8 protein-coding genes (1 of these 8 only partly in view) are annotated in these 24540 nt (G+C 62.0%); all 8 read left to right on the forward strand.

Features of this window, described 5'->3' with window-relative positions; genetic code table 11:
* Positions 1 to 14606, forward strand: the 3' end of a protein-coding gene (locus tag DSM107133_RS18300) for a putative Ig domain-containing protein (protein WP_275890958.1). The gene continues 23608 nt to the left of window position 1, outside the view; the window shows 14606 of its 38214 coding nt (coding positions 23609-38214); its start codon lies beyond the left edge, outside the window; the stop codon is at positions 14604 to 14606.
* Between the two features lie 24 nt (positions 14607 to 14630).
* Positions 14631 to 14972: a DUF3467 domain-containing protein gene (locus tag DSM107133_RS18305; protein WP_114294660.1), complete on the forward strand. Its 342-nt coding sequence runs from the start codon at positions 14631 to 14633 to the stop codon at positions 14970 to 14972.
* Positions 14973 to 15011: 39 nt separating this feature from the next.
* On the forward strand, positions 15012 to 16877 hold the full coding sequence (locus tag DSM107133_RS18310; protein ID WP_114294661.1) for an efflux RND transporter periplasmic adaptor subunit: 1866 nt from the start codon (positions 15012 to 15014) through the stop codon (positions 16875 to 16877).
* A gap of 1 nt (position 16878) precedes the next feature.
* Positions 16879 to 19029, forward strand: a complete 2151-nt coding sequence (locus DSM107133_RS18315; protein WP_114294662.1) for a PqqD family peptide modification chaperone — start codon at positions 16879 to 16881, stop codon at positions 19027 to 19029.
* The gene (locus DSM107133_RS18320; RefSeq protein ID WP_114294663.1) at positions 19022 to 21004 is read left to right on the forward strand and encodes a translocase; all 1983 of its coding nucleotides are present in this window, start codon (positions 19022 to 19024) and stop codon (positions 21002 to 21004) included. Before DSM107133_RS18315 ends, DSM107133_RS18320 begins: the two co-directional genes overlap by 8 nt.
* 150 nt (positions 21005 to 21154) lie before the next feature.
* On the forward strand, positions 21155 to 22162 hold the full coding sequence (locus DSM107133_RS18325; RefSeq protein WP_162792108.1) for a LacI family DNA-binding transcriptional regulator: 1008 nt from the start codon (positions 21155 to 21157) through the stop codon (positions 22160 to 22162).
* On the forward strand, positions 22159 to 23469 hold the full coding sequence (gene xylA, locus DSM107133_RS18330) for a xylose isomerase (RefSeq protein ID WP_114294665.1): 1311 nt from the start codon (positions 22159 to 22161) through the stop codon (positions 23467 to 23469). Before DSM107133_RS18325 ends, xylA begins: the two co-directional genes overlap by 4 nt.
* A gap of 17 nt (positions 23470 to 23486) precedes the next feature.
* Positions 23487 to 24539: a sugar phosphate isomerase/epimerase gene (locus DSM107133_RS18335; RefSeq protein ID WP_114294666.1), complete on the forward strand. Its 1053-nt coding sequence runs from the start codon at positions 23487 to 23489 to the stop codon at positions 24537 to 24539.
* Position 24540: the final 1 nt, after the last annotated feature.

A 24540-nucleotide genomic window follows, 5' to 3' on the forward strand; every position in this document is an offset into this window, starting at 1 on the left:
ACCAGACGGGCACCTATACGCTGACCCTTGCGGCGACCGACCCGTCGGGGCTGACGACGCAGATGGCGGTTGATGTGATTGTTGCGGATGTAAACCGCGCGCCGGTGCTGCAAGCCTCTGACCGCGCTTTCCTGATTGGCGAGGAAAAATCCTTTGCGCTTGAGGCCAGCGACCCCGACGGCACGGCGCTGACATTCCGCGCGCTTGACCTGCCGGACGGGGCCGTTCTGGATGCCGAGACCGGAATAGTCACATGGACACCCGGACCGGCGCAGTCCGGTGATTACTATGTGACCTTCCTTGCCAGCGATGGCGACATCGAAGCGCGCCAGACCATCGTCATGCGTGCGTCGTTGCAGCCGATCGCGCCGACGGTGCGGATCGAACTGACGCCAAGCTTTGCCGCGATACCGGGGCAGTCCGTGCTGGTGCAAGTGGTGGCCGACAGCCTGTCGGACATCACCGGTGTGCGTCTGTTTGCGGACGGTGTCGCGGTTGCGATGGATGCTCAGGGCCGTGCGGTTATCACCCCCGAGGCTGCGGGCAAGATCCAGTTGCGGGCCGAAGCCACCGATGCGGATGGCGTGACGGGTGACGCGGAACTGCCGCTCAAGGTGCGCGACCCGTCGGATCGCATGGCGCCTGTGATCCTGTTCGAGGACCTGCTGAGCCTTGCGCCGCTGGAAGGGGTCGTTGAGGTCGGCGGGCTGGTGACGGATGCCAATCTTGATTACTGGCGGCTGGAGCTGCGCAGTGCCGATGGCGCCACGCTGTTGCAGACCATCGGGTCGGGCGAGGAACAGGTTGGCGGCCTGCTGGGCGCCCTTGATACGCGCGCATTGCTGAATGGATTTTACAGCCTGAGGCTGGTCGCGGCTGATATTTCGGGCCGGATTGTGCGCGAGGATGTGCGCATCGAAGTGCGCGGCGACACCAAGACCAACCGCCATGTCACCAGCCGCACCGACATGGTGTTCCAGCTGGACGGTGCCGCGCTGGAGATCACCCGCCGCTATGACAGCCTGTCCGGACCGGATCGCGATTTCGGCCTGTGGTCTGCCGGTTTCGATCTGGATCTGGACCTGAACGTGACCGCATCCGGGCGCGAGGCCTACGGGATTTACACGCCGCTGCGGTCGGGTGACCGGATGTATCTGACCACGCCGGATGGCGAAAGGGTCGGGTTCACCTTCAAACCCGTGGCCGAACTGGTCGGCCCTGCAACATTCTATCGCCCTGAATGGGTCGCGGACAGCGGACAGGACTGGCAGATCCGGTCGGTTGACATGCTGCTGCGCAAATCCGGCGGGCGTTTCTATGCCTCGGCGGATTCATTGCCCTATAACCCGACCGATCCCAACATCGGCGGCGGCCAGCCGTTCGAACTGAAATCGCCTGACGGGCGGACCTATTATGTCTCAAGCGGCGGGCGGGTTCAGGAAATCCGGCTGGGTGACAAGCGCCTGTTTGTGGGTCAAAGCGGGATCACCGCTGCAAGCGGCGAGGTGCTGTCGTTCCTGCGCAACGCCGAGGGGCTGATTTCGCGCGCGACCACGCCGGACGGGCGGGCCCTGGTCTATACCTACGGCGAGAATGGCGATCTGCTGAGCGTGCGGGCCTTGGACGACGGGTCTGGCGCACGCTACGGCTATGCGGACGGGCGGCTTGTCACTGAAACAGAGATCGGCGCGCAGGGCACGGCGATCCGCTATGGTGCCGATGGCACCGTGACCCAGGCGCCGATTGCCGAAGATCTGGGCGGTTTGGGGCAAGTGACCGGACGGGTGATTGCCGCGCCGGGCGGCGCTGCGCAAACCTCGTATTCCCTGACGGTGCGCGACAGCGAGATTGCAAGCGCGGCGGGTGGCTATCTGATCGTGTCGCTGCGTACCAGCACCCAGGACACGACGCCGTCGCTGGCCGGTGCCAGCCTGCTGGGGCTGGAACGGGCCAACGGACAGACCACGGCGCTGTATCGCATCGACACGGCCGGTTTGTACCGGCTGGACGTCAGCGGGGAGGCTGCCTTTGATCTGACCGTATCGGTTGCGGGCGACCTGAATGCAGATGGCGCGGTGAACGGCACCGACAGTGACCTGCTGCGCGCGGCAGGCGCGGGCAGCGACATTGACGGAAACGGCACCACCGATGTTCTGGACCGGCAGGTGCTGAACGTCAACTTTGGTGTGCGGCGCAATGCGGCACCGGATGTGGCGGCGGTGTTGCCGGTGCCCTTTACCCACGTCGATCTGCCGGTCCTTGTGGCGCTGGACGACATTGCCACCGATCCCGACGGCGATCCGGTGTTCTTCCGTGTGTCCAGCAGCGAACATGTGACCGCGCGGTTCACGCCCGATGGCGAATTCCTGCGGATCACGCCGAACCTTGGTTACAGCGGCGCTGCCAGCATCACGGTGGTGGCCGATGACGGCTTTGCCGCGACCAGCGAAATCACCCTTGATATCAATATCTCGGATGCAGCGCTGACCGAGCTGCAATTCCTCAAGCGGCGGTTCATCTTTGACAAGCCGGGCGAGGTGACAGATCTGGTTGTTGTCGGGCAGTTCGCGGATCAGTCCGATGTGATCCTGCCCTTCGACTATGTCACCGTGACCGCAGAGAACCCCGATATCATCAAGGTCAGCGGGTCGGGGTTGATCAGCGGGCTGGCCTATGGCGATACCTATATCAGCGCGGAACGGGGCAATGTTGCGGCGGCTACGGCGGCTTCGGTCGGCATTGCCGAGGATGGCAAGGGGGCGATTGCCCAGTTGTTCGGTATCGACGCCTATCCCGATACGGTGACCATCCTGCCCGATGGCGGTTCGCGCCAGGTTGTGACATCGCTGGGCACCTTGGGTACGCAGTTTATCGGCGGAGCCGAGGGCGTGGTTTATGTTTCGGGCAACCGTGACATTGTCACCGTGACCGAAGCGGGCCTGATCGAAGCGGTTGGCGCGGGCGATACCACGGTAACGGTCATTTACCGCGGGGCCGAAGAGGTGCTGAGCGTGACGGTTGCGCCGCCGGTTCTGGGCAACACCGCGCAGATCGGGGCCGAAGGCGGGGCATTGCGCACAGATGACGGCATCGAAGTTGCCTTTGGCAAGGGCCAGCTCAGCGGGTCTGCGACCGTGACAGTGACAACGCTGGGCGAAGCCGATCTGGAAATCGCCGTGCCCCCGGATTTCGATTTTATCGGGGGGGCCACGCTGGACATCGCCGAAGGCACCTTGGACGGCACCATCCAGTTTGCGACGCCGGTGAACGGGGCAGCTGCGCCGGGCGATCAGGTCATTTTCTTTGTGCAGGATGATTTCACCGAGCGTACCAACGGCGAATACGGCAAGATCTGGCGCATGGTCGACAGTGGCACCGTTGACGAAAATGGCATTGCGCGCACCGCGTCGCCACCGTTCCCCGGCCTGTCCGAGCGTGGCAACATCATTGTCGCCAAAGCGAACCAGCCGATGCTGGACGCGTCGCTGTATCTGCCCGCATTGGCGCGCGGTGCGGTGGCGGTCATTCCTGGCATGCTGATCGGCCTGGCCGTGGGTGGCCTTGGCGGCGCATTGGTGGGGCTGGGGCTGGTCGCCGGTGCCAGCTATGTCGGGTTCCAGATGACCCCGGCCAAGCAACGCATCGACGCCTATGCCGATTATCTGGATGGCAAGGACTGGGCCAAGACACAGATCGAGGTTGAAGCGCCCGAGAACACCACAGGACGGTTGAACCTGACGGTCAAGGTGCCCGATACTGCGTTTTCGAACGCCCCCGGGGCCGCGCCTGCAATCAGCGAGGCAGCCGTGGCACGCAAGGCCGATGGCAGCGCCGAACTGCGGATCACGGGGTCGAAGTTCTTTTACGGCGCCAACAATCCGAACAGTGGAGAATTCGGCAGCAGGCTGCGCGATGGCAGGGTCAAATTCGATCTGGGTGGCCACGCGGTCTATGTCGCGGGTACGCAATTCAGGGAAGTCGCAGAGAACCTGACCGACGAGGGCGGCACATTCGTGCTGGATATCCCCGACACCATTCTGGCGACCAAGGCTCGCATCACTTTCGAGCGCGCCGAACCCGGTGGTGCAGCGGATGCGGCTGGCAAGGGCGGCTGGAGCAGCACGAACAAGCCGACGTTCTCGCAAGAGATCAAGGTATCGAACACGCGCGGATACGGGGTGATCGGCGGCACCAAACAAAATTCTGCCACCGGCATCCCAAGCCACACCATGCTTCAGGTGTTTGATATCCTGCCCGCCAACGTCCCCGTGCAGGACGATCCCAACCCCAATGATGGCGTCTTGCCCGAAAAGACCGAGCTGGTGTCGGATGTCTATCTGTACAACGGTCTTGCTGCGATCGCCGGCTGGCCCAATGACGCTGTCGTCGCGGGGGATCTGTCGGCGGCTTATGTCGCGACCTATGATGGCATTGCTGTCGTGGATATGCTGACGCTGAAACAATTCGACGTTGACCCCGAGACCGAGGGGGTCAACATCATCACGGTTCCGGGCAAGCGCGTTGACAAGCTGGCCCTGAGCGGGGACGGCAATTTCCTGTTTGCAGCGGGGCAGGGCAAGGTCTTTTCGATCGACCTGCGTCCGGGGTCTTCGGATTATCTGCAATACCGCCAGATCACGATTCCGATGCCGGATGACGTGCGTCAGGCCACCGGCGGGCTGATCAATGACATCGAACTGTCGGCAGAAGGCAAGAAGCTGTATGTTGCAGTGCCCTATGGCAACATCTTTGGCGACGGTGGCTGGGGCCGCAGCAATGGCACCAAGGGCGTGATCCATGTGATCGACGTGGAACGGCCCAAGGCCGATGCCACCGGTCCCACGACCTATCTGACGATCATCGAGACGCTTGAGGGTTATGTCGATCCTTATGACATCGCGGCCAGTTCGGATGAAAACAAGCTGGCCTTTGTCGCCCGTGGCGAACGGTCGGACGGGTTCTACACGATCGAAGTCACCAACGCCGATCCGGCCAGCTATAGCGCCAATGTGCGCAAGCTGCCCTCGACGCTTGAAACAGGCGACACGTTCCGACGGTCGCTTGAGCTGAACAAGGGCAGCATCGGCGTGCGTTATAACGGCTACGTCATTCCCTATACGTCGATCCTGATTGACGACTATCTGCCGCTGACAAGCCAGCGCTATGATCTGGACATTCGCAACCCTGTGGCCGTCGAGATTGCGCCGGACCTGTCCTATGCCTTTGTCGCGGATTACGACCTGTCGCGCTATCTGACCTTTGGCGACTCGGTGCTGGCCTACGAGATCGAGCGGCGGCACGAACTGGGCAACAATATCGGGCTGATCCGCAATCCGTTTAACATGGAAAAGAGCGATTGGGACAAGCTGAGCAAGACCTATAACTATGGCTCGGCGGCCCATGTGGGCACCACAATCCCGATCCCTGACCAATATTTGCAGGAAATCGTGTTGCGTCCCGACGGCACCCAGCTGATTGCCAACTTCCGCAAGTCGGGGGCGCTGGTCACGTATCAGGTCGATAAACTGATCGAAGCCTCGGACAAGGGGTGGGACGGCAACAAGATCACCCGCAACCGGACCTTGCCGGTCGATCTGGAGCGCGGGCTCTACGGGATTGGCGACGCAGTTGTGCGCGAAGAGATTTTCGGCGATCCGCTGGATGTCGTGTTTTGGGGGCGTGGTCTGGATTTGCAGGTCGAGGTCGGGCTGAAACTGGTCAATCCCAAAGGCGAGATTGTCGCCAACGGCGAGGGTGCTCTGCCGCTGAAGTTCGAGGTTCACCTTGATCCGCGCAAGATCGGCAAGACCCAATTCCTGATGAACCTGTTTGTCAGCACCCAAGCGCCGGGCGAAGGGTTGTTCCCGCAGGATCCGTATCGCGAGCGCGGTTTCTGGGGCCACTCCAAGCCGGACGCGCGTGAGGATTACCACGAATTCAGGCTGATCAATTCGCCCGGGAACAACGCGAATTTCGCCTTCCTGTCGGGCAAGTATTACACGCTGAAGGCCGACGGAACGATTGACCATACCAAGACCCGCGATCTGAAGCAGGCGGACGTCGCTGACGGCGAAAAGCCCGAAAATGCCATTGTGATCGAGGTCGATCCCGGGTTCCGGCGTCTGCTGACCGGCAGTCAGGATTACTACTGGGGCGTCGAAGTGCCCAGTGCAGGCGGCACGCTGCGCGACTCGGTCAAGTTCCGTACGGCCAAGGTGACGCCCGAGGATACGCCCTATTCCACGGTCAACGTCCTGACGCACGGTTTTCAGGTCGAAGGCATCCTGCCCGACTACGCCAACACCCCCCTGAATGAAGACACGCTGAAAGCCTGGCTGGAAAACGCCGAGGTGATTTCGCAAGCGTCGGGTGGTGGTGTGATCCTTGTTTATAACCGTCAGACCGGCAAATTCCACGAATACCGGACCGAAGAGGTCGATGGCAGAAAGATCAACAAGGACACGGCCTATGATATCGGGTCTGTCCCCAAGGGGCAGGCGATTACGCTGGTCATGGATTGGTACCGCGAGAGCAACCTGTCAGACAGCGGATTTTCGGAAGCGGCGGCAGATGCGTTCTTTGCGTCGCTGGTGCAGTTGAATCAGGACAGCGGTAACAAGCTGTTCAAAAGCCCGGTTCACTTTATCGGGCACAGCCGGGGCACCTCGGTCAATTCCGAGGTCATCCAGCGTTTGGGGGTCCATTTCCCCGAAAACGGCGCCGCGAACGACATTAATATTCACATGACCACGCTGGACCCGCACGAGTTCAAGCAAGACAGCCTGAAAGTCGAGTTCGAGAAGATCATCAAGAACTACCTGACAGCGGCCAAGCTGGTCGGCGTGGCGACATCTTTTGTCAACCCGCCGCTTGGCGCGTCTATCCAGCGGGTCGTGAACGCGGCGGAAACCGTGTTTGAAATCGTGCTGGATATTGCGGGTATCATGGGGCTGCAACTGCGCGAGATCCAGTTCAACGACTTCAAGGACCCCAATGTTCAGGTCTGGAGCAACGTCAACTTTGCGGACAACTATTACCAGTCAACGGCGACGGAAAGCTTTGGGCCTGTCGCGTCGAAGCTGCCCACGTTCATCCCCACAACAACGCCCAACGGCACCTCGATCCCGACCACCAAAGACGGCCCAACTTTTGTGCCCAGCAAGCACGGCAACGGCAAGCCCGACATCGAGATCAGCTTTACCAACAAGTCCAGCGCGGGCACGGTTCAATATCCCAAGGTGCCGGGCTTTATCGAGGACAGCATTACCGCAGGCCCCCATTCGCGGATCACCAACTGGTATCTGGGCACTGCCGATGTGAACGCGCGCTATGTCGTTGGCCAGACCGTGCCGCGCACCGTCGGGGATCAGGGGCTGGTGATCGGATCAACAGAAGATCCGGGCTTTATCGAAACACTGGGCAATATCTTTGGCGAGGAATTCACCACACAACCGTGGTACGGGGTTGATCCGGTAGCGTTCAGCGATGGCAAATGGGCCAGCTTGAAACCGCATTTCACAAAGTATTTCCAGAATGCCGACGTTAATCCGGGTACGACGGGCAGAAACTCGACGCGGACAGAAGCAACAGGTTCGGGGTTCTATTTCTCGGTTGTTGCAGGTGATCCTGATGTGCTGCCCAAGGAAAGCGAACGCACGCGTACCAAGCTGGATTTTGACAACACCGAAGTCGATCGTCCCAAAGTGCCGGTTTACCCCTACGAGGCGGTGCCAAGTGTCTTTAACGGTGATTTCAGCCATGGCACGCGCCACGCCTTGTCCGAGTACATCAAGTGGCTGCTGGATTCCGTCTACAAGGAAGTCACCGGCGGCAACAAGAACGCTGATGCGCTGAAAAAGTCCATTCTGGACAAGACCGCCAGTTTCGGGGACAGCGCCAAGAAACTGGGCGCGCTTATTCCTCCGCTGCCGCCGGAACTTGGCCGGTTCCCATTGCAATATGATTTGCCGGGCTGGTCGATGCATGGGGGTATCGAAGGCACGGCTGCGGATACGGCAGCCGGTCGGGCGGTCGACGAGGGCGTGTCGTTCACCTTTGATCTGTTCACCGAAAGCACGCCCGGCGGCATCGGATTTGACGGCCCCGTGGACATCACCGGCAAGTTCCTGGTGAACCAGAACCTGGCAAGCGAACTTGTTGATGTGGTCGGGCGGGTTCTGAAGCCGTTGCTGGACAAGTGGCTGGAGGGTCAGCTTGAGCGCTTTAACGGCGGCAAATACGGGTCAAGTGCGACGCCCACGGATATCAAGAAGAAGGCCGAACAGGATTACGCCGATCAACTGGGCGGGGTGCTGGCCGGCGATCCGAACAATCCGCGTATCGTCGACAAGGATGGCAAGCTGTTGCTTGGCTCGGACGATCTGGCGGCGAATGTTGGCGGCATCGTGAACTTTATCATCTCTGACGGCACCGCCGTGCGGGCGATGGCAACGGTTGTTGATGTGGCGCTGCAATCCATCGCGGCAAATCCGGCGGTCAAGGAATTTGTCAAGGATTACAAAGGCCCCGGACTGACGCTGGTGGCGATTCTGGATCTGCCGCTGGACGAAACCAACGAAGACACGATCAAGGCGTCCCAAGATGCACGCAAAGCCGCGATTGGCGCCTTTGGGGATTACCTGAAGAAGAACCTGACGGTGTTCTTTACCCATATCTTCGGAATTGATACCAAGCCCGACTTCGGTTTGTTGATGGGCGGCACGCAAGCCCTGAAAGAGCTGTTCAAAACCTTTGTGCCAGAAGGGTCGTTCAACTTCTTCGGAACCGAGATCAATCCGGTCGAGACTTTTGAAAAATATCTGGACAAAGTGGGTCAGCTGGACAAGATCACCCACAACCGGATGTATATTCCGTCTGATCGCAACTATCTGAAATTTGACGTCTTTTTCCCACTTAACGTGAACGACGACATGCAGATGACGGCGGTGTTCACCGACATGGACGGCAAAACCCATACGGCGGTGGCGGAAAAACAGCTCGACAACGGCGCTATCGAACTGGGCGATGCCTATACCTTTGACCGTCATTTCTTTACCCGAGAGATCGCGACATTCCGCATACCGGACGAGGTGAAGGGCAAGGTTGCCAGCCTGACGATCACCAACAACGGTCTGGAAAAGAAACCGGCCGATAATTTCGGAGACCTGGCCGTTGATCTGCTGGAAGGGTTTACATTTGTCGGCAACGCGCTGAGTGCGATCATCATCATTGACGATGTGCGCCTGACAACGACCGCGTCGAACCAGACCGCCGCCAGCATCGGACCGGGCGCCGAGGCGCTGCCGCTGGTGCAGGCGCAGGCGCTAGCCGAGGTTGCAAAGGGCATCTGGGTGGAAAGCGCGCTGGTGCCCGGTGCCGAAGACTTGCTGAGGGATGTCATCATTCAGGTGGGCGATCTTGAAGGGGCCGCGCTGGCGCTGGCCGATGGTAAAGTGATCACGATCGACATGGACGCCGCCGGCAACGGCTGGTTTGTCGATCAGACCCCGCTGGATCAGGTCGAATTTGCCGCCACCGCAGACAGTCATGTCTATATTGCCGGTGCGGGCAGCGACGCATCTGGCCGTGTTGATCTTTTGACCGTGCTGATGCACGAAATGGGCAACGCCATGGGGCTGGCGGATCATGTCGATCCGACGGGCAACGGCTATTTGATGAGCCCTGTTCTGGTCACGGGCATGCGCCGTCTGCCGTCCGGCCCGGATGTGCAGGACTGGACCGGCGACCCTGTCGCAGACACGACAACGCAGGGCAATGCGGGTCTTGGGGCGCAGCCATCCGCGCAGGCCCGGCCCCCAGCGGCGACAGCCGCCGCGGTTGCAGCACGCGCCGCGCCGCCGACCAATGCGCTGACCAACGGTGCGTTCACGGGTGGCACAACCGGCTGGACAACCTTTGGCACCGTGCAGGTGACCGATGACAAGGCGACATTGCGTGAAAGCGGCGGTACGATGGCAGGCCTGTCGCAAAGCTTTGTGCTGCCCGCAGAGGCCACTGCGTTGCAATTCACGCTAAGCGATCTGAACCTGCGGGCAACTGCGGGCACTGCGCCTGATGCCTTTGAAGTTGCGCTGTTTGACGCGGTCACCGGTCTGGCGGTTCTGCCCCAGATCGACGGGCTGTCGGGCACAGATGCGATCCTGAACATTCAGGCAGATGGTCGCCACTATGCGTCGTCGCCTGTGGGCATCACCGTGGTGGACGGCGATGTGATCGTCACCGTTGACCTGACGGGACTGGCGGTGCGTCCTGAAAGCGTGACGTTGACATTCGATCTGATTGGTTTGGGCGACATCGACAGCGCTGTCAGCGTCGACACCGTCCGCCTGTTGGGTCTCGCCGCCAACACCGCGCCCGTTGCGGTGGGCGAAAGCCTGACCATTGACGAAGACACACCGGGCGATATCAACCTGCTGGCAAATGACAGCGATGCGGAAAACGATCCGCTTGTCGTGCGGATCGTTGGCGGGCTTGGCGCAGGGGCGCGGCTGGAGCCGGTGGGCAACGGGGTGTTCCGCTATACGCCCGCGCCGAATGCCAACGGAACGGAAACGATCACATACCGGTTGTTTGATGGCGTGGCGCTGTCGGATCCGGTCGAACTGACGGTGACGATCAATCCGGTCAATGACGCGCCGGTGTTTGAAGACGTTCCCAACCGGTTCGTCAGCCAGAACGAAGAGGTCGTGATCCAGATTGTCGCCACCGACCCTGATGGCAACGATGCAGAAATTTCGATCTCGCTCGTGGGTGGCCCCGCAGGCGCTGTCTATGACGCCGTAACCGGTCAGCTCCGCTGGACCCCGACAGGTCCGCAGCGGGCCGAATTCGTCTTGCGCGCCGAAGACGGCGAAAATGCCGCGTCGACCCTGAGCTTTGTTCTGACGGCGCGGGCGGCACCTGTGCTGGCGGTTGCGAATATTGCGGTGACCGAAGGCACGCCGCTGTCGCAATTCGTGACGGCCACCGACGATGACACCCCGACGCCAAGCCTGCGCTTTGTCAAAATGTCCGGCCCCGACTGGATTGCGGTTGACCCGATAACCGGCGCGGTGACCGGTGATACGACAGGGCAGGCGGGTGACTATGTTGTCACGGTTCGGGTCAGCGATCCTGACGGGCTGACCGATACGGCCAGCTTTGACGTGGCGGTGAACGCAGTGCCGCAGATCACGGTGGCAAGTGTGGTGCTGGTCGACGGCGACGCGCTGGCGCTGACCCCGCTGGTCGAGGATGCCGACAGCACGCCCGAGCAGCTGAGCTTTGCCAAGCTGTCAGGCCCTGACTGGATCAGCGTTGATCCGGTGACAGGGCTGGTTTCGGGGGCCAGCGACGGCCAATACGGGTTGGCGTTGGTCGAGGTTGAGGTGACCGATCAGGACGGGTTGACGGATACGGCCAGCTTTACCGTGATGGTGCGCGCCCGCCCTGTCATCACCGCAGATGATATTTCGCTGATCGAAGGGGCCGCCCTGAGCCATTCCGTCAGCGCCACCGATTTCGACAGCCCCGACGACGCCATCCGCTTTGCCAAATTGTCAGGGCCCGACTGGATCACGGTGGATGCGGTGACGGGTGCGGTGACGGGCGACAGTGCGGGCCATGCCGGTGTGTATACTGTCACGGTGTCGGCGACCGACCCGGACGGGCTGAGCCGCGAGGCCTCCTTTGGCGTTGTTGTGAACGGGCCACCCGATATTTCGGCCAGTGACATCGCATTGCTGACGGGTGACCCTTTGGCGATTGATTTGCCGGTTTCAGACCCCGACACTCCGGTGGGAGAATTGCGGTTTGCCAAGATCGCCGGACCCGACTGGATCAGTGTTGATGCCGTGACAGGTCAGGTAACAGGCGACAGCACGGGCCGGTTTGGCAGCTTTGACATCACGGTTCAGGTCACCGACCCCGAAGACCTGAGCGATCGTGCCAGCTTTACCTTGACGCTGCGCGCGCCGCCGACCGCCGCAGTGACCGATGCGGTGTTGCGCGAGGGTGCGCCGCTGGACCTTCAGATTGTTGCCACTGACCCTGATGGCGCGGACACGGCGCTTGTCTATGCCAAGATTGCCGGACCCGACTGGATCAGCGTCGATGCGAAAACGGGGCGGGTGACTGGTGACAGTTCGGGCAATGCGGGCAGTGCGGCGGTTACGGTTTCGGTGACCGATGCCGACGGGCTGAGCACGCAAGCCAGCTTTATGGTCGACGTCAACGCGCCCCCTGTCATTGATGCGCTGCAAACGGTGATTGTCGCAGGCCAGCCCTTGTCGCTGCCTGTGACGGCGCGCGACCCCGACGGCGATCCCGACGCGCTTGGGTTTACAAAACTGTCGGGGCCGGACTGGATCACGGTGGATGCAGAAACGGGCCTGCTCAGCGGCGATACAAGCGGGCAGCCGGGGCCATTCACTGTTGTTGTTCAGGTGCGCGATGAAACCGGGCTGACCAGCCAGACCGACATTTCCGTCCGCGTTATTGCGCGCCCTGTGCTGACGGGTTCCAGCACCGTCTTGCTGGCGGGCGAAACGGTGCAGATCGCGCCGCAGGTGTCCGATGCCGACAGCGCCATCGCCGCATTGCGCTTTGCCAAACTGTCGGGGCCTGACTGGATCACCGTTGATCCGGCGACTGGTGTGATCGGCGGCGACAGCACCAACAATGTCGGGCGCTTCAACCTGACCCTTGGCGTGACCGATCCCGATGGATTGACCGCCAGCGCGGTCTTTGTGCTGACCGTGCGCGACCGCCCCGTGATCAGCGCGGCAGACCAGACCCTGATCGAAGGACAGCCGCTGGACACGGTACTGACCGTGCGCGACCGTGACAGCACGCCCGCGCAGCTGAGTTTTGTCAAACTGTCGGGCGCCGACTGGATCAGCGTTGATCCGGCGACGGGTCGTGTCACGGGCGACAGCAACGGGCAGTCCGGCAACGCCGAGGCGCGGTTCCGCGTCACCGACCAGACCGGACTCGGGGCCGAGGTCACCCTGCGCGTCGATGTGAACGCGCGTCCGGTCATTGAAGACAGTCGTGTAACGCTGGTGCGGGGTGATCTGCTGGAGTTCGCGCCGGTTGTGCGCGATGCCGATACCGCTGCGGGCGATCTGCGCTTTGCCAAACTGTCGGGGCCAGACTGGATTGCGGTAGACCCCGCCACCGGCACGCTGAGCGGGACCAGCGCGGGGCAGGCGGGAGAGTTTGCGCTGCGCCTTTCGGTCACTGATGCCGACAATCTTGTGGCTGAAGCTGTCATTACCGTTGATGTAAACGCGCCGCCCAAGCTGCAAGCGCAAGCTGTCACTCTGACTGCGGGCCAAACGCTGTCGCTGTCGCTGTTTGCGCAAGACGATGACACCGATCCGTCCTTGCTGCGCTATCAGCTGCTTGGCGCGCCGTCGTGGCTGTCGCTGGATGCGGCCAGCAATACCCTGATCGGTGACACCTCGCAGCAGTTCGGAAAAACATTTGCCCAGGTACAGGTGACTGACGCCGACGGCCTGAGCGATATGGCGGTGATGGAAATCGACGTTGTCGCTCCGTTCACGCCGCTGGACTTTTTCGACGATGGATCAGACACCTTTGTCAGCCCGCGCGAAAACCGGACACCGCCCGCGACACCGGCCTTGCAGGGCACCTCGGTGGACATGCGGTTTACCCGCATCGACATTGCGTCAAGTGGTTTGCCAGCCGGTGCGCGTGTGCCGCTGCCTGTTTTGTTTGAAAGCATGGGCGGCGTGAAAGAGATTGTGATGGAGGTCACCCATGCCGCCAACGCGCTGTATCTGTTCGCGCCGGTTCTGGGTGACGGTCTGCCCGAAGGGATCACGCTGAACAGTGAAATGGTCCGGCGTGGCGGCGCGCCGTTGATGCGGATCACGATCACAGCCGACCCTGCCTTGCCCGAAGGGACGCTTGAGCTGTTCTCGTTGCGCTATCTGATGGGCGGCGATCCGGCTGCGGCGGGTCTGTCGCTGCGCACGGTGTCGATCAACGGCGAACCTGTCACCCAGGGTGATCCGGTCGAACTTGACCCCGAAGGCAGCAGCCTGAGCGTTGATGTGTCGGGGTCTTATGATCTGGGCATGGACATGGGCGCGCAGGGTGTCATCGATATTGCTGTCGGAGACTTTGGTGCAACCGTGCCGGCGACGATGCTGATCGATCCCGCAATGCTGGAAGATGGCCGTGTCGCAGTGCAGCTTGCCGGTCTGACGGGCGCGCGCGAGGTGCGTATCGCGCTCAGCTTTGATGCAGAGCGCCTGTCGGCAGATGCGGTCGATCCCGGCGTTGAAATGGTACAGATCGCACCGGGCGAGGTTGAACTGGTGATGACCGACATCGTTTTGCTGGCGGCGGAACTGGCGCTGGTGGCCGGGGTTTCGTTCAACCGCAAGGACACGCGGCGCACCAACGGAACCGTGCGTGTCAGCGGGCTGCAAGTGGACGGGTTCGATCTGCCTCTGGACGAGACCGCAGAGGCATGGACAGGCGAAACGGCAGATTATGTCACCACAGCGATGGCCGCGCCCAAAGCAGCAGCCTTGCCAGGGATGCACATTCCGCTGCACTCTCCAAGCAAGCTTTAAGCAAGACAGAAAGGCAGTCCAGACATGGCGAAATCCTCAAAGGATGACACATCCGACGCGACCGCAGAACCGCGCGTGCAAGACACAGGCCCGGCCACGCGGCGTGTGCCGCCCAATCAGGTGTCATTTGATACATCGGATCTGAAAAGCACCTATTGCAACGTCTGCAACGGGTCGAGCACGCAGGAAGAAGTGGTCATCAACTTTGGCGTCAACGACAGTTGGGACATGGGACAGGACAAGCTGAAGGTGCATCTTCACCACCGCATCGTCATGTCGCCCCATGCGGCAAAACGGTTGCGCGATATGATGAACCGCCTGATCGACGAACATGAAACGCGCTATGGCGCGTTGGGCGGCGGTTGATCGTGATCCGGTGACGGGCACAGGAATGAGGGGCCGAACATGAGCGTCTCCAGCGGTACACTGACCAACGAGGGGGCGATCCCTCTGGATCAAAGCCTGTGGTCCAGTTTTGCGAACGCCCGGACCGATGGCGCGCAGGTGACCGGCTGGCTGGCGGTTCTGGTCAATCGTATCCCTGCCGCTGTGCTTGGTGTGGTTTTCGAGGCCGACCATGGCGCGGGCGCGATGGTGCCGGTGGCGGTTGTTCCCGACCCGCGCCGCGATCTGGGGGCGATCCGCGCAATCACCGAGCAGGTACTGGGATCGGCGCGCCCCGCCACATTGCCCAGCGAAGACGGGTTGCACATCAACATCGGCTACCCTTTGCGGGGTGCGTCAGGGCAGGTTGAAACTGTCATCGCGCTTGAGCTTGCCACATCGGACAGTGCGGTGGCGCAGTCTGCCTTGCGCGATATTCACTGGGCCTCGGGCTGGATCAAGGCGCGCATCTGGGAAACGCAGGCCCATGACGACGCCGCCCGCCTGCGCAGATCCGGTGTGGCGCTGGACATTCTGTCGCTGGCATCGGAACACGCCAAGCCCGAAGCCGCCGCCATGGCCATCGTGAACGAGGCGCAAAGCCTGCTGGCGTGTGACCAGATTTCAATCGGTCTGATCCGCGGCGCACGCACCGCCCCGCGTATCAAGTTGCTGGCGATGTCCTATTCGGCGTGGTTTCGCAAACGCTCGGCCCTGGTCGAGGCGCTGGAAACCGCGATGGAGGAAGTGTACGACCAGAACGCAACTGTCGCATGGCCGCCGGTCGCGGGAACGGCGCGCGCGATTTCGGTGGCCCATGCCGATCATGTGCGTTCCAGCCGCACGGCCCATATGTTGTCGGTGCCGCTGAGCGACGAAAGCGGGCCTATCGGGGTGATGACCTGCGAACGCAGGGAGGACCGTGCCTTTGACAGCGAAACCCATCTGACAGCCGAAGCCATTGCAGCGCTGATCGGCCCTGTTCTGGAGCTCAAGCGGCGCAACCGGCGCTGGTTTGGCGGGCGGCTGGTGGACGGGACGGTGCACGTTCTGGGGGTTCTGCTGGGTCCGCGACGGCTCAGCTGGAAATTGCTTGCGCTGGTTCTGATCGGCCTTGGGGTGGCTGCGGCCACCGTGACAGGCCCGTTTCGCATTCAGGCCGATGCGGTGTTGCAGGGCGCGCAAAAGCGCGTGGCCTCGGCCCCCTTTGCGGGCTACATCGCGGAAGCACCCTATCGCGCCGGTGACACTGTGCGGGCGGGAGATCTTCTGGTGCGGCTGGACGACACCGACATGGTGCTGGAAGAACTGCGCTGGCGGTCCGAGATCGACAGGCTGATTTCGCAGGTGCGCACGGCGCAGGCCGACTATGACCGGTCGCAGGTCGCGCTGCTGGAAGCGCAGATCGAACAGGCCCGCGCCCAGCTGACCCTTGCCCAGGCCGAGCTGTCGCGCACGCGGGTTCTGGCGCCGATGGACGGGCTGATCGTATCGGGTGACCTCAGTCAGAAACTGGGCGCGCCGGTGCAACTGGGCGAGGTGCTGTTTGAAATTGCCCCTGTCGACCAGTTTCGCATCGACATCTATGTGGACGAACGCGATCTGCGGCATGTGTCCGAGGGGCAGACGGCGCGGTTGATCCTGACCGGCCGCCCCGAAGGTGCGCTGGCGATCCGCACCCAGCGGATCACCCCGGTGGCCGAGGCCCGCTCGGGTGCCAATACGTTCAGGGTCGAGGCCGAACTGGTCGATACACCGCCCCCCGGCCTGCGTCCGGGCATGCAGGGGCTGGCCAAGATCGACGCAGGCGAGGCGCTGGTCGCCTGGGCCGCGACACGGCGGCTGGTGGACTGGTTGCGCGAAACGGCCTGGACCTGGCAGCCCTGAGATGGCTGACACCTATCTTTCAACCCTGTGGTATCGCGTCGCTGACTTGCGGCCGCGCCTGCGCAGCCACGTCAAGGTGCACCGCCACCGCTATCGCGGGCAGGCGTGGTATGTGCTGCACGATCATGCGTCGGGGCGGGTGCACCGGTTTACGCCGGGGGCCTATCTTGTCATTGGCCAGATGGACGGCGGGCGTTCGGTTGACGATGTCTGGCAATCGCTGGCGGACAGCTATGACGAAGACGCGCCGGGTCAGGATGAAATCATCCAGCTTCTGTCACGTCTGCACCAGAATGACCTGATCCAGTACAAAGGGTCGCCCGACGTGGCCGACCTGCTGGAACGCTATGACAAGCAATCGCGCCAGTTGTGGAAACAGAACCTGACCAACCCGGTGTCGTTCCGCGTGCCGTTGTGGGACCCCGACAGGTTTTTGACCGCCACAATGGCAGCTGTGCGTCCGCTGACGGGCTGGTTCGGGTTGGTCCTGTGGCTGATCGTCGTGACCGCAGGGCTGGTGACGGCGGCGCTGCACTTTGACGAGCTGACCAGCAACCTGTCAGACCGGCTGTTGGCCACATCGAACATTGCCATCACATTGGTGACCTACCCGCTGCTCAAGGCGCTGCACGAACTGACCCACGGCTATCTGGTCAAGGCGCGCGGGGGTGAGGTGCGCGAGATGGGGGTGATGTTTCTTGTGTTCTTTCCCGTTCCCTATGTGGACGCCTCAGCAGCTGGCGCGTTTCGCAACAAATGGCACCGTGCAGCGGTGTCGGCAGGTGGGATTTTTGTCGAAACCTTTGTGGCGGCCATCGCGGTGATTGTCTGGGCGCAGGCCGAACCGGGCCTGCTGAGCGCGGTGGCCTATAACCTTGTGTTGATCGGCGGGCTGTCAACGATTGTGGTCAACGGCAACCCGCTGCTGAAATTCGATGGCTATTATGTGCTCTCGGATCTGATCGAAAGCCCGAATTTCAGCACCCGCGCCACCCGCTATTGGGGCTATCTGATCCAGCGCTACCTGTTCGCTGCGCGCCAGCTGAAAGAAGAGATAGCCACCTCGGGCGAACGGGTCTGGTTCGTGATCTATGCGCCGCTGGCCTTTGTTTATCGCATGATGGTGATGCTGGGGATTGCACTGTTGGTGGCGCAAAAGGCGTTCATCATCGGGGTCTTGATTGCGATTTGGTCGGTGTTCAACGCGGTGGTCAAACCGGCGGTGAAACATATCCGCCATGTCATGACCTCGCCGCAGCTGCGCAAGGTGCGCAGGCGGGCAACAACGCTGACCTTCGGAACCATAGCGGTGTGCGTGGGTGTGTTGATGCTGGTGCCCCTGCCCCTGCGGACCGATACAGAAGGGGTGATCTGGTTGCCCGACAACGCCTATGTCCGTGCGCGCACCGACGGTGTGGCGCAGGGTCTGACGCTGGCAACAGGCACGCAACTCGAACAGGACGCGATCGTGGCCCGGATGCGCGCGCCGCGCGTCAGCGCCCGTATCGACGTGCTGTCTTGGCGTGTCGAGGAATTCCGCCGCCGCCTGAGCGCGACCGAGGTGCAAGAGCGCAGTCAGACAGAAGTGGTGCGGTTGCAACTGGCCGAAGCGCAGGCCGAACTGGTTCGCGAAATGGACCGTGCAGCCCGGCTTGATGTGCGTACATCGGTTGGGGGCAGGTTTGCGCCGGTCCTGCCCGCCAGCGAGATGGACAGCCGACATGTCGCAGAGGGTGATCTGATCGCCTATGTCCTGCCACCCGCCGCCACAATTGCGCGCGCGGTCGTCACGCAGGATGACATCGCATTGGTGCGCGACAGGTTGCGCGGTGTCGAGCTGAAGCTGGCAGGGCATCTGTCGGACCGCTTCAGCGCAAGGGTGTTGCGCGATGTTCCAAGTGCAACCACGACCCTGCCCAGTGCCGCGCTTGGCCCTGCCGGGGGCGGGCGGTTTCTGACCGATCCCGGTGATCCCGACGGGCTGGCAGTGATAAACGAAGTGTTCCTGCTGGATCTGGCCCTGCCGCCGGAACTGGCGCAGGCCCCCTTTGGCGCGCGGGTGTTTGTGCGTTTCGACCATGGCTATGAACCCGCGGGTTTGCAGATATGGCGACGTATGCGGCAACTGTTCCTCAGAACGCTCAATGCCTGAGGTTCAGGGAATATTGGGATTTGCCCGCCCGCGTTTGGGGGCCAGCCCCTATGCAGAACTGGCAGATCCGAGGGGCAACAAGGTTGATCTGTGGCTGGAGCGCAGATTGGGCGCGCTTCAGGCACGGCTGCCGTTTGGCCGCTGGCGGTTGTGGCGCAGGGCAGGGCGGGTTCTGGCCCGCGAAGCCGCTTTGATGGATCTGGACGATGACGCGTTGCGTGCGCGCACGGATGTGTTGCGGGCGCGGCTTTTGCGCACGCCCTCTGACAGCGCAGCCATCGAGGACGCTTTTGCACTGGTCCGCGAGGCGGGCGCGCGCTGTCTGGGCAAACGTCTGTACCGCGTTCAGATCATGGCGGCGCTGGCGCTGTTCGAAGGACGTCTGGTTGAAATGGCAACGGGCGAGGGCAAGACGCTGAGCGCGACGCCTGCGGCGGTGGTTGCGGCGCTGATGGGTATGCCGGTTCATGTGGTTACGGTGAACGATTACCTTGCGGCCCGCGATGCCAGCGAAACCGAACCTGTGTACCAGTTTTTCGGTCTGACCGTCGGCGTGATCGACAGCGAACAGGACCCCGCCGAACGTCGCAAGGTTTATGCCTGTGACGTCACCTATGTCAGCAACAACAACATGACTTTCGACTATTTGCGCGACCGGATCGGATTGCGCGGGCGGCGGGGGCGGGCACGTCGGCGCACCGGTGTGCTGACCGGGGGCGCCGGGCCGGGCGATCTGCTGCTGCGGGGGCTGGGCTTTGCGATTGTGGACGAGGCCGACAGCGTTTTTGTCGACGAGGCGCGCACGCCGCTGATCCTGTCGGCCACGGCCGATGATGCCGAAGCGGCGCAGCTTTATGCCTCGGCGCTAGATGTGGCACGCCGTATGCGTGAACCGGTTCATTTCCGGATTGACCGGATGAACCGCCACATTGTTCTGGAAGAGGAAGGCAAGGCATTTGCCGCCGAGTGGTGCGCGCCGCTGGGACGGATCTGGCGCGTGCGCCGCGCCCGCGAGGAGCTGATCCAGCAAGCGCTTTCGGCGCTGTATCTGTTTGAAAAGGGCCGCGACTATCTGATCCTCGAAGACGCGGTGCAGATCGTCGACGAATATACTGGCCGCGTGATGCCCGACCGCAGTTGGCAGGGCGGGCTGCACCAGATGATCGAGGCCAAGGAAGGTGTGGAAGTGACCGGGCGCAAGGAAACGCTGGCCCGCATCACCTATCAACGGTTTTTTCGCCGCTATCTGAGACTGTCCGGCATGACAGGGACAGGTATGGAACTGGCCGGAGAGTTTCGTGACACTTTCAACCTGCGCACCGTGCGCGTGCCGCGCAACCGCCGTTTGCGCCGCCGTCATCTGGGCACGCGGATGTGTCGGACAGATGAGCGCAAATGGGATCGGGTCGCAGATCGTGTTGCCGCGCTGCACGCGCGGGGGCTGCCGGTCCTGGTGGGGACGCGGTCGGTCGAGGCGTCGGATCGGGCCGCCGCAGTGCTGATCGCACGCGGCCTTGATCCTGCCGTGCTGAATGCGCGACAGGACGCAGAAGAGGCTGACATAATCTCGCGCGCGGGACTGCGCGGGGCGATTACGGTTGCGACCAATATCGCCGGGCGGGGCACGGACATAGCGTTGGGCGAGGGGGTCGAGGATTTGGGCGGGCTGCATGTGATCCTGACGGAATTTCACGAAAGCTCCCGGATCGACAGGCAACTTTACGGGCGCACCGGCCGACAGGGCGCACGGGGGGTCACGCAGGCGATTGTCAGTCTGGAGGACGAGCTGTTCTCGCGGTTTGCGCCGCTTTTGCTGCGGGTCGTGCGGGTGCTGCCGGTCTGGCCGCTGACCGCTGTTCTGCGCATCGTCGCCCAACGTCGCGCCGAGGCCGAACATGCCACAACGCGGCGTGAACAGACCGAGATGGACCGCAAGCTGGAACGCTCTCTGGCCTTTACCGGACCGGTTGAATAGCGGATTTGGCGAAGTCCGAGTTTGATGTATTTTCGTTTAATTTCAATATGATTTGAGGGGAGTTCCATTTTCTGAGGTGTTTTCCGCAAAGAATTGATTGACGTACCTCAAATATTGCTTGATTTTGATGTGACCGGGGGGGAATCGGAAATGAGCGGACCAACAGTACGCGACGTGGCAGAGGTGGCGCAGGTCAGCCTTGCAACTGTGGATCGCGTTCTTAACAACCGTGGCGGCGTGTCGGCCAAGGTGGTCGAACGGGTCAAGGCGGCGGTCGCGCAAACCGGTTATGTTCGCAATCTGGCCGCTGCCAATCTGTCGCGCCGCCGCATTTACCGTTTCTGTTTTGTTGTACCCACTGGCGATACCGGTTTTGTCGCCCTGCTGCATGCCGCGCTTGCGCAGGAACAGCAGCGGCTGCGCGAAGAACAGGTTGTTGTGCAGATCGTGCCGACGAAACCTTTTGACGTCGAAGATCAAGTGGCCGCACTGCGCAATCTGGACTGCGATGCTGTCGCGGTGATGGCCAGCGAAGCGCCAGAGATCAACGAGGAAATCGCAACCCTTCACAGGGCCGGCGTCAGGGTTGTCAGCCTTGTGGCCGATTTGCCCAGTTCGGGGCGGGATGCCTATGTCGGGCCGGACAACGTCATGGCCGGGCGTACCGCAGCCGAGTTCATGGGGCGGTTCATCAAGGACGAAGGCAATGTTCTGATGATCGCGGGGTCGCTGGCGGCGCGGGACCACAGTGAACGTTTGCTGGGCTTTCAAATGGTCATGCAGGAACGGTTCGCCGGTTGCACCTTGCTGCCCGCCGCCCAGGGGGCAGATAACGCCGATCGCGTGGAGCAGATTGTGTTGGATGCCGCCTGCGACGGGCCGCTTGCCGGCATTTATGCCATCGGGGCGGGCAATCGCGGTCTGGTGCGCGCAATCAGCACGCTGGACCCGAAGCCAACCACCATCGTGCACGAACTGACGCAGATATCGCGCGATGCGCTGCGCAACGGCACCTTTGATCTGGTGATAGATCAGGACATCAGGGCCGGTGTCATCGCTGCGGTCGGGATCATGCGCAACCTGACAGACAACGCCACACCACCTGCCGAAGCCGGCAGGATCAAATTGAACATCTACAGCCGAGAGAACATACAGTGAGCCAATACTTCGCAGATATCGCCCCCGTCACATTCGAGGGTGTCGACAGCGCCAACCCGCTGGCATTCCGGCACTATAACGCGCAGGAAAAGCTGGGCGACAAGACGATGGCCGAGCATTTGCGCTTTGCCGTTTGTTATTGGCACAATTTTGTCTGGGAGGGGAATGACCCCTTTGGCGGCCAGACGTTCCAACGCCCGTGGTTCCCTGCCGACACGATGGATCTGGCCCGCGCCAAGGCCGATGCCGCCTTTGACATGTTCCGCATTCTGGATGTGCCGTTCTTCTGCTTTCACGACCACGACGTGCGCCCCGAAGGCGACAGTCTGGCCGAAAGCCACAAGCGGCTGAACGAGATGGCCGATTATTTCGAGAAAAAGATGGCCGACGGCGGGCCGCGCCTGTTGTGGGGGACGGCGAACATGTTCTCGAACCGGCGCTACATGGCCGGTGCCAGCACCAACCCGGACCCGGATGTCTTTGCCTACTGTGCCTCGACGGTAAAGGCCTGCATGGATGTGACCCACCGTTTGAACGGCGAGAACTATGTGCTGTGGGGCGGCCGCGAAGGCTATGAAACGCTGCTGAACACCGATCTGGGCCGCGAGCTGGAACAGATGGGCCGGTTCCTGTCGATGGTGGTCGAATACAAGCACAAGATCGGCTTCAAGGGCGCGATCCTGATCGAGCCGAAGCCGCAGGAGCCGACCAAGCACCAGTATGATTACGATGTGGCAACGGTCTACGGGTTCCTGAAACGGTTCGGCCTTGAGGACGAGGTCAAGGTGAACGTGGAGCAGGGCCATGCCATTTTGGCCGGCCATTCGTTCGAGCATGAGCTGGCGATGGCGCGGACACTGGGCATTTTCGGTTCGATCGACATGAACCGCAACGATTACCAGTCCGGCTGGGACACCGACCAGTTCCCCAATTCCCCGTCCGAGGCAGCGCTGGCCTATTACGAGGTGTTGATGGCAGGCGGGTTCACCACCGGCGGCACCAATTTCGACGCCAAGCTGCGGCGGCAGTCGCTGGATGCCGAAGACCTGATCGCGGCCCATGTGGGGGCGATGGACATTTGCGCGCGGGGGCTGAAATCGGCGTACCGGATGATCGAGGATGACGCGCTGGAGGGGCCGCGCCGCGCCCGTTACGCCGGTTGGGACAGCGCCGGCGCGCAAGGCATGCTGGAGGCAGGCGCGACGCTGGACGGGATCGCCGCCCGTGCCGAGGCGGCGGACGTGAACCCGCAGCCGCGTTCCGGCGCGCAGGAGAAACTTGAGAATATCGTCAACCGCTACGTCTGACGAAAGGGAGGAACGAGATGAAAACGATCAAGGGACCGGCGCTGTTTCTGGCGCAGTTCGCAGGCGACGACGCGCCGTTCAATTCGTGGGATGCGATCACCAAGTGGGCCGCCGACTGCGGCTACAAGGGCGTTCAGGTGCCCAGCTGGGACGCGCGGATGATTGATCTGGATCAGGCCGCCGCGTCCAAAGGCTATTGCGAGGATTGGGCCGGACAGGCCCGCGCCAACGGCGTCGAAGTGACCGAGCTTTCGACCCACCTGCAAGGGCAGCTGGTTGCGGTGCATCCGGCCTATGACGACGTGTTTGACGGCTTTGCCGCTGAAAGCGTGCGGGGCAACCCCAAGGCGCGTCAGGCATGGGCCGTCGATCAGGTCAAGAAGGCACTGACCGCTTCGAAACACCTGGGCATCACGGCACATGCGACATTCTCGGGCGCGCTGGCGTGGCCTTACGTCTATCCGTGGCCGCAGCGGCCTGCGGGTCTGGTCGAGCAGGCATTTGACGAGCTGGCAAAGCGGTGGTTGCCGATTTTGGACCACGCCGAGGACTGCGGCGTCGATGTCTGTTACGAAATCCATCCGGGCGAGGACCTGCACGACGGGATCACCTACGAGATGTTCCTTGAGCGCACCGGCAATCACGCGCGGGCCAACATGCTGTATGATCCGTCGCATTACGTGCTGCAATGTCTGGATTATCTCGACAATATCGACATTTACCGCGACCGCATCCGCATGTTCCACGTCAAGGATGCCGAGTTCAATCCGACGGGTCGGCAGGGCGTTTATGGCGGCTATCAGTCCTGGGTCAACCGCGCGGGGCGGTTCCGCAGTCTGGGCGACGGTCAGGTCGATTTCGGCGCGGTGTTCTCCAAGATGGCGGCGAATGATTTCGACGGTTGGGCCGTGGTGGAATGGGAATGTGCGCTAAAACATCCCGAGGACGGTGCGCGCGAGGGGGCGCAGTTCGTCAAGGATCACATCATTCGCGTGACCGAACGCGCCTTTGACGATTTTGCGGACGGCGGGGCGGACACCGCGCTGAACGCCAAGATGATGGGGATTTGAG

It is taken from the genome of Pseudosulfitobacter sp. DSM 107133, from assembly GCF_022788695.1.
In the GTDB taxonomy this organism is placed as follows: Bacteria; Pseudomonadota; Alphaproteobacteria; order Rhodobacterales; family Rhodobacteraceae; genus Pseudosulfitobacter.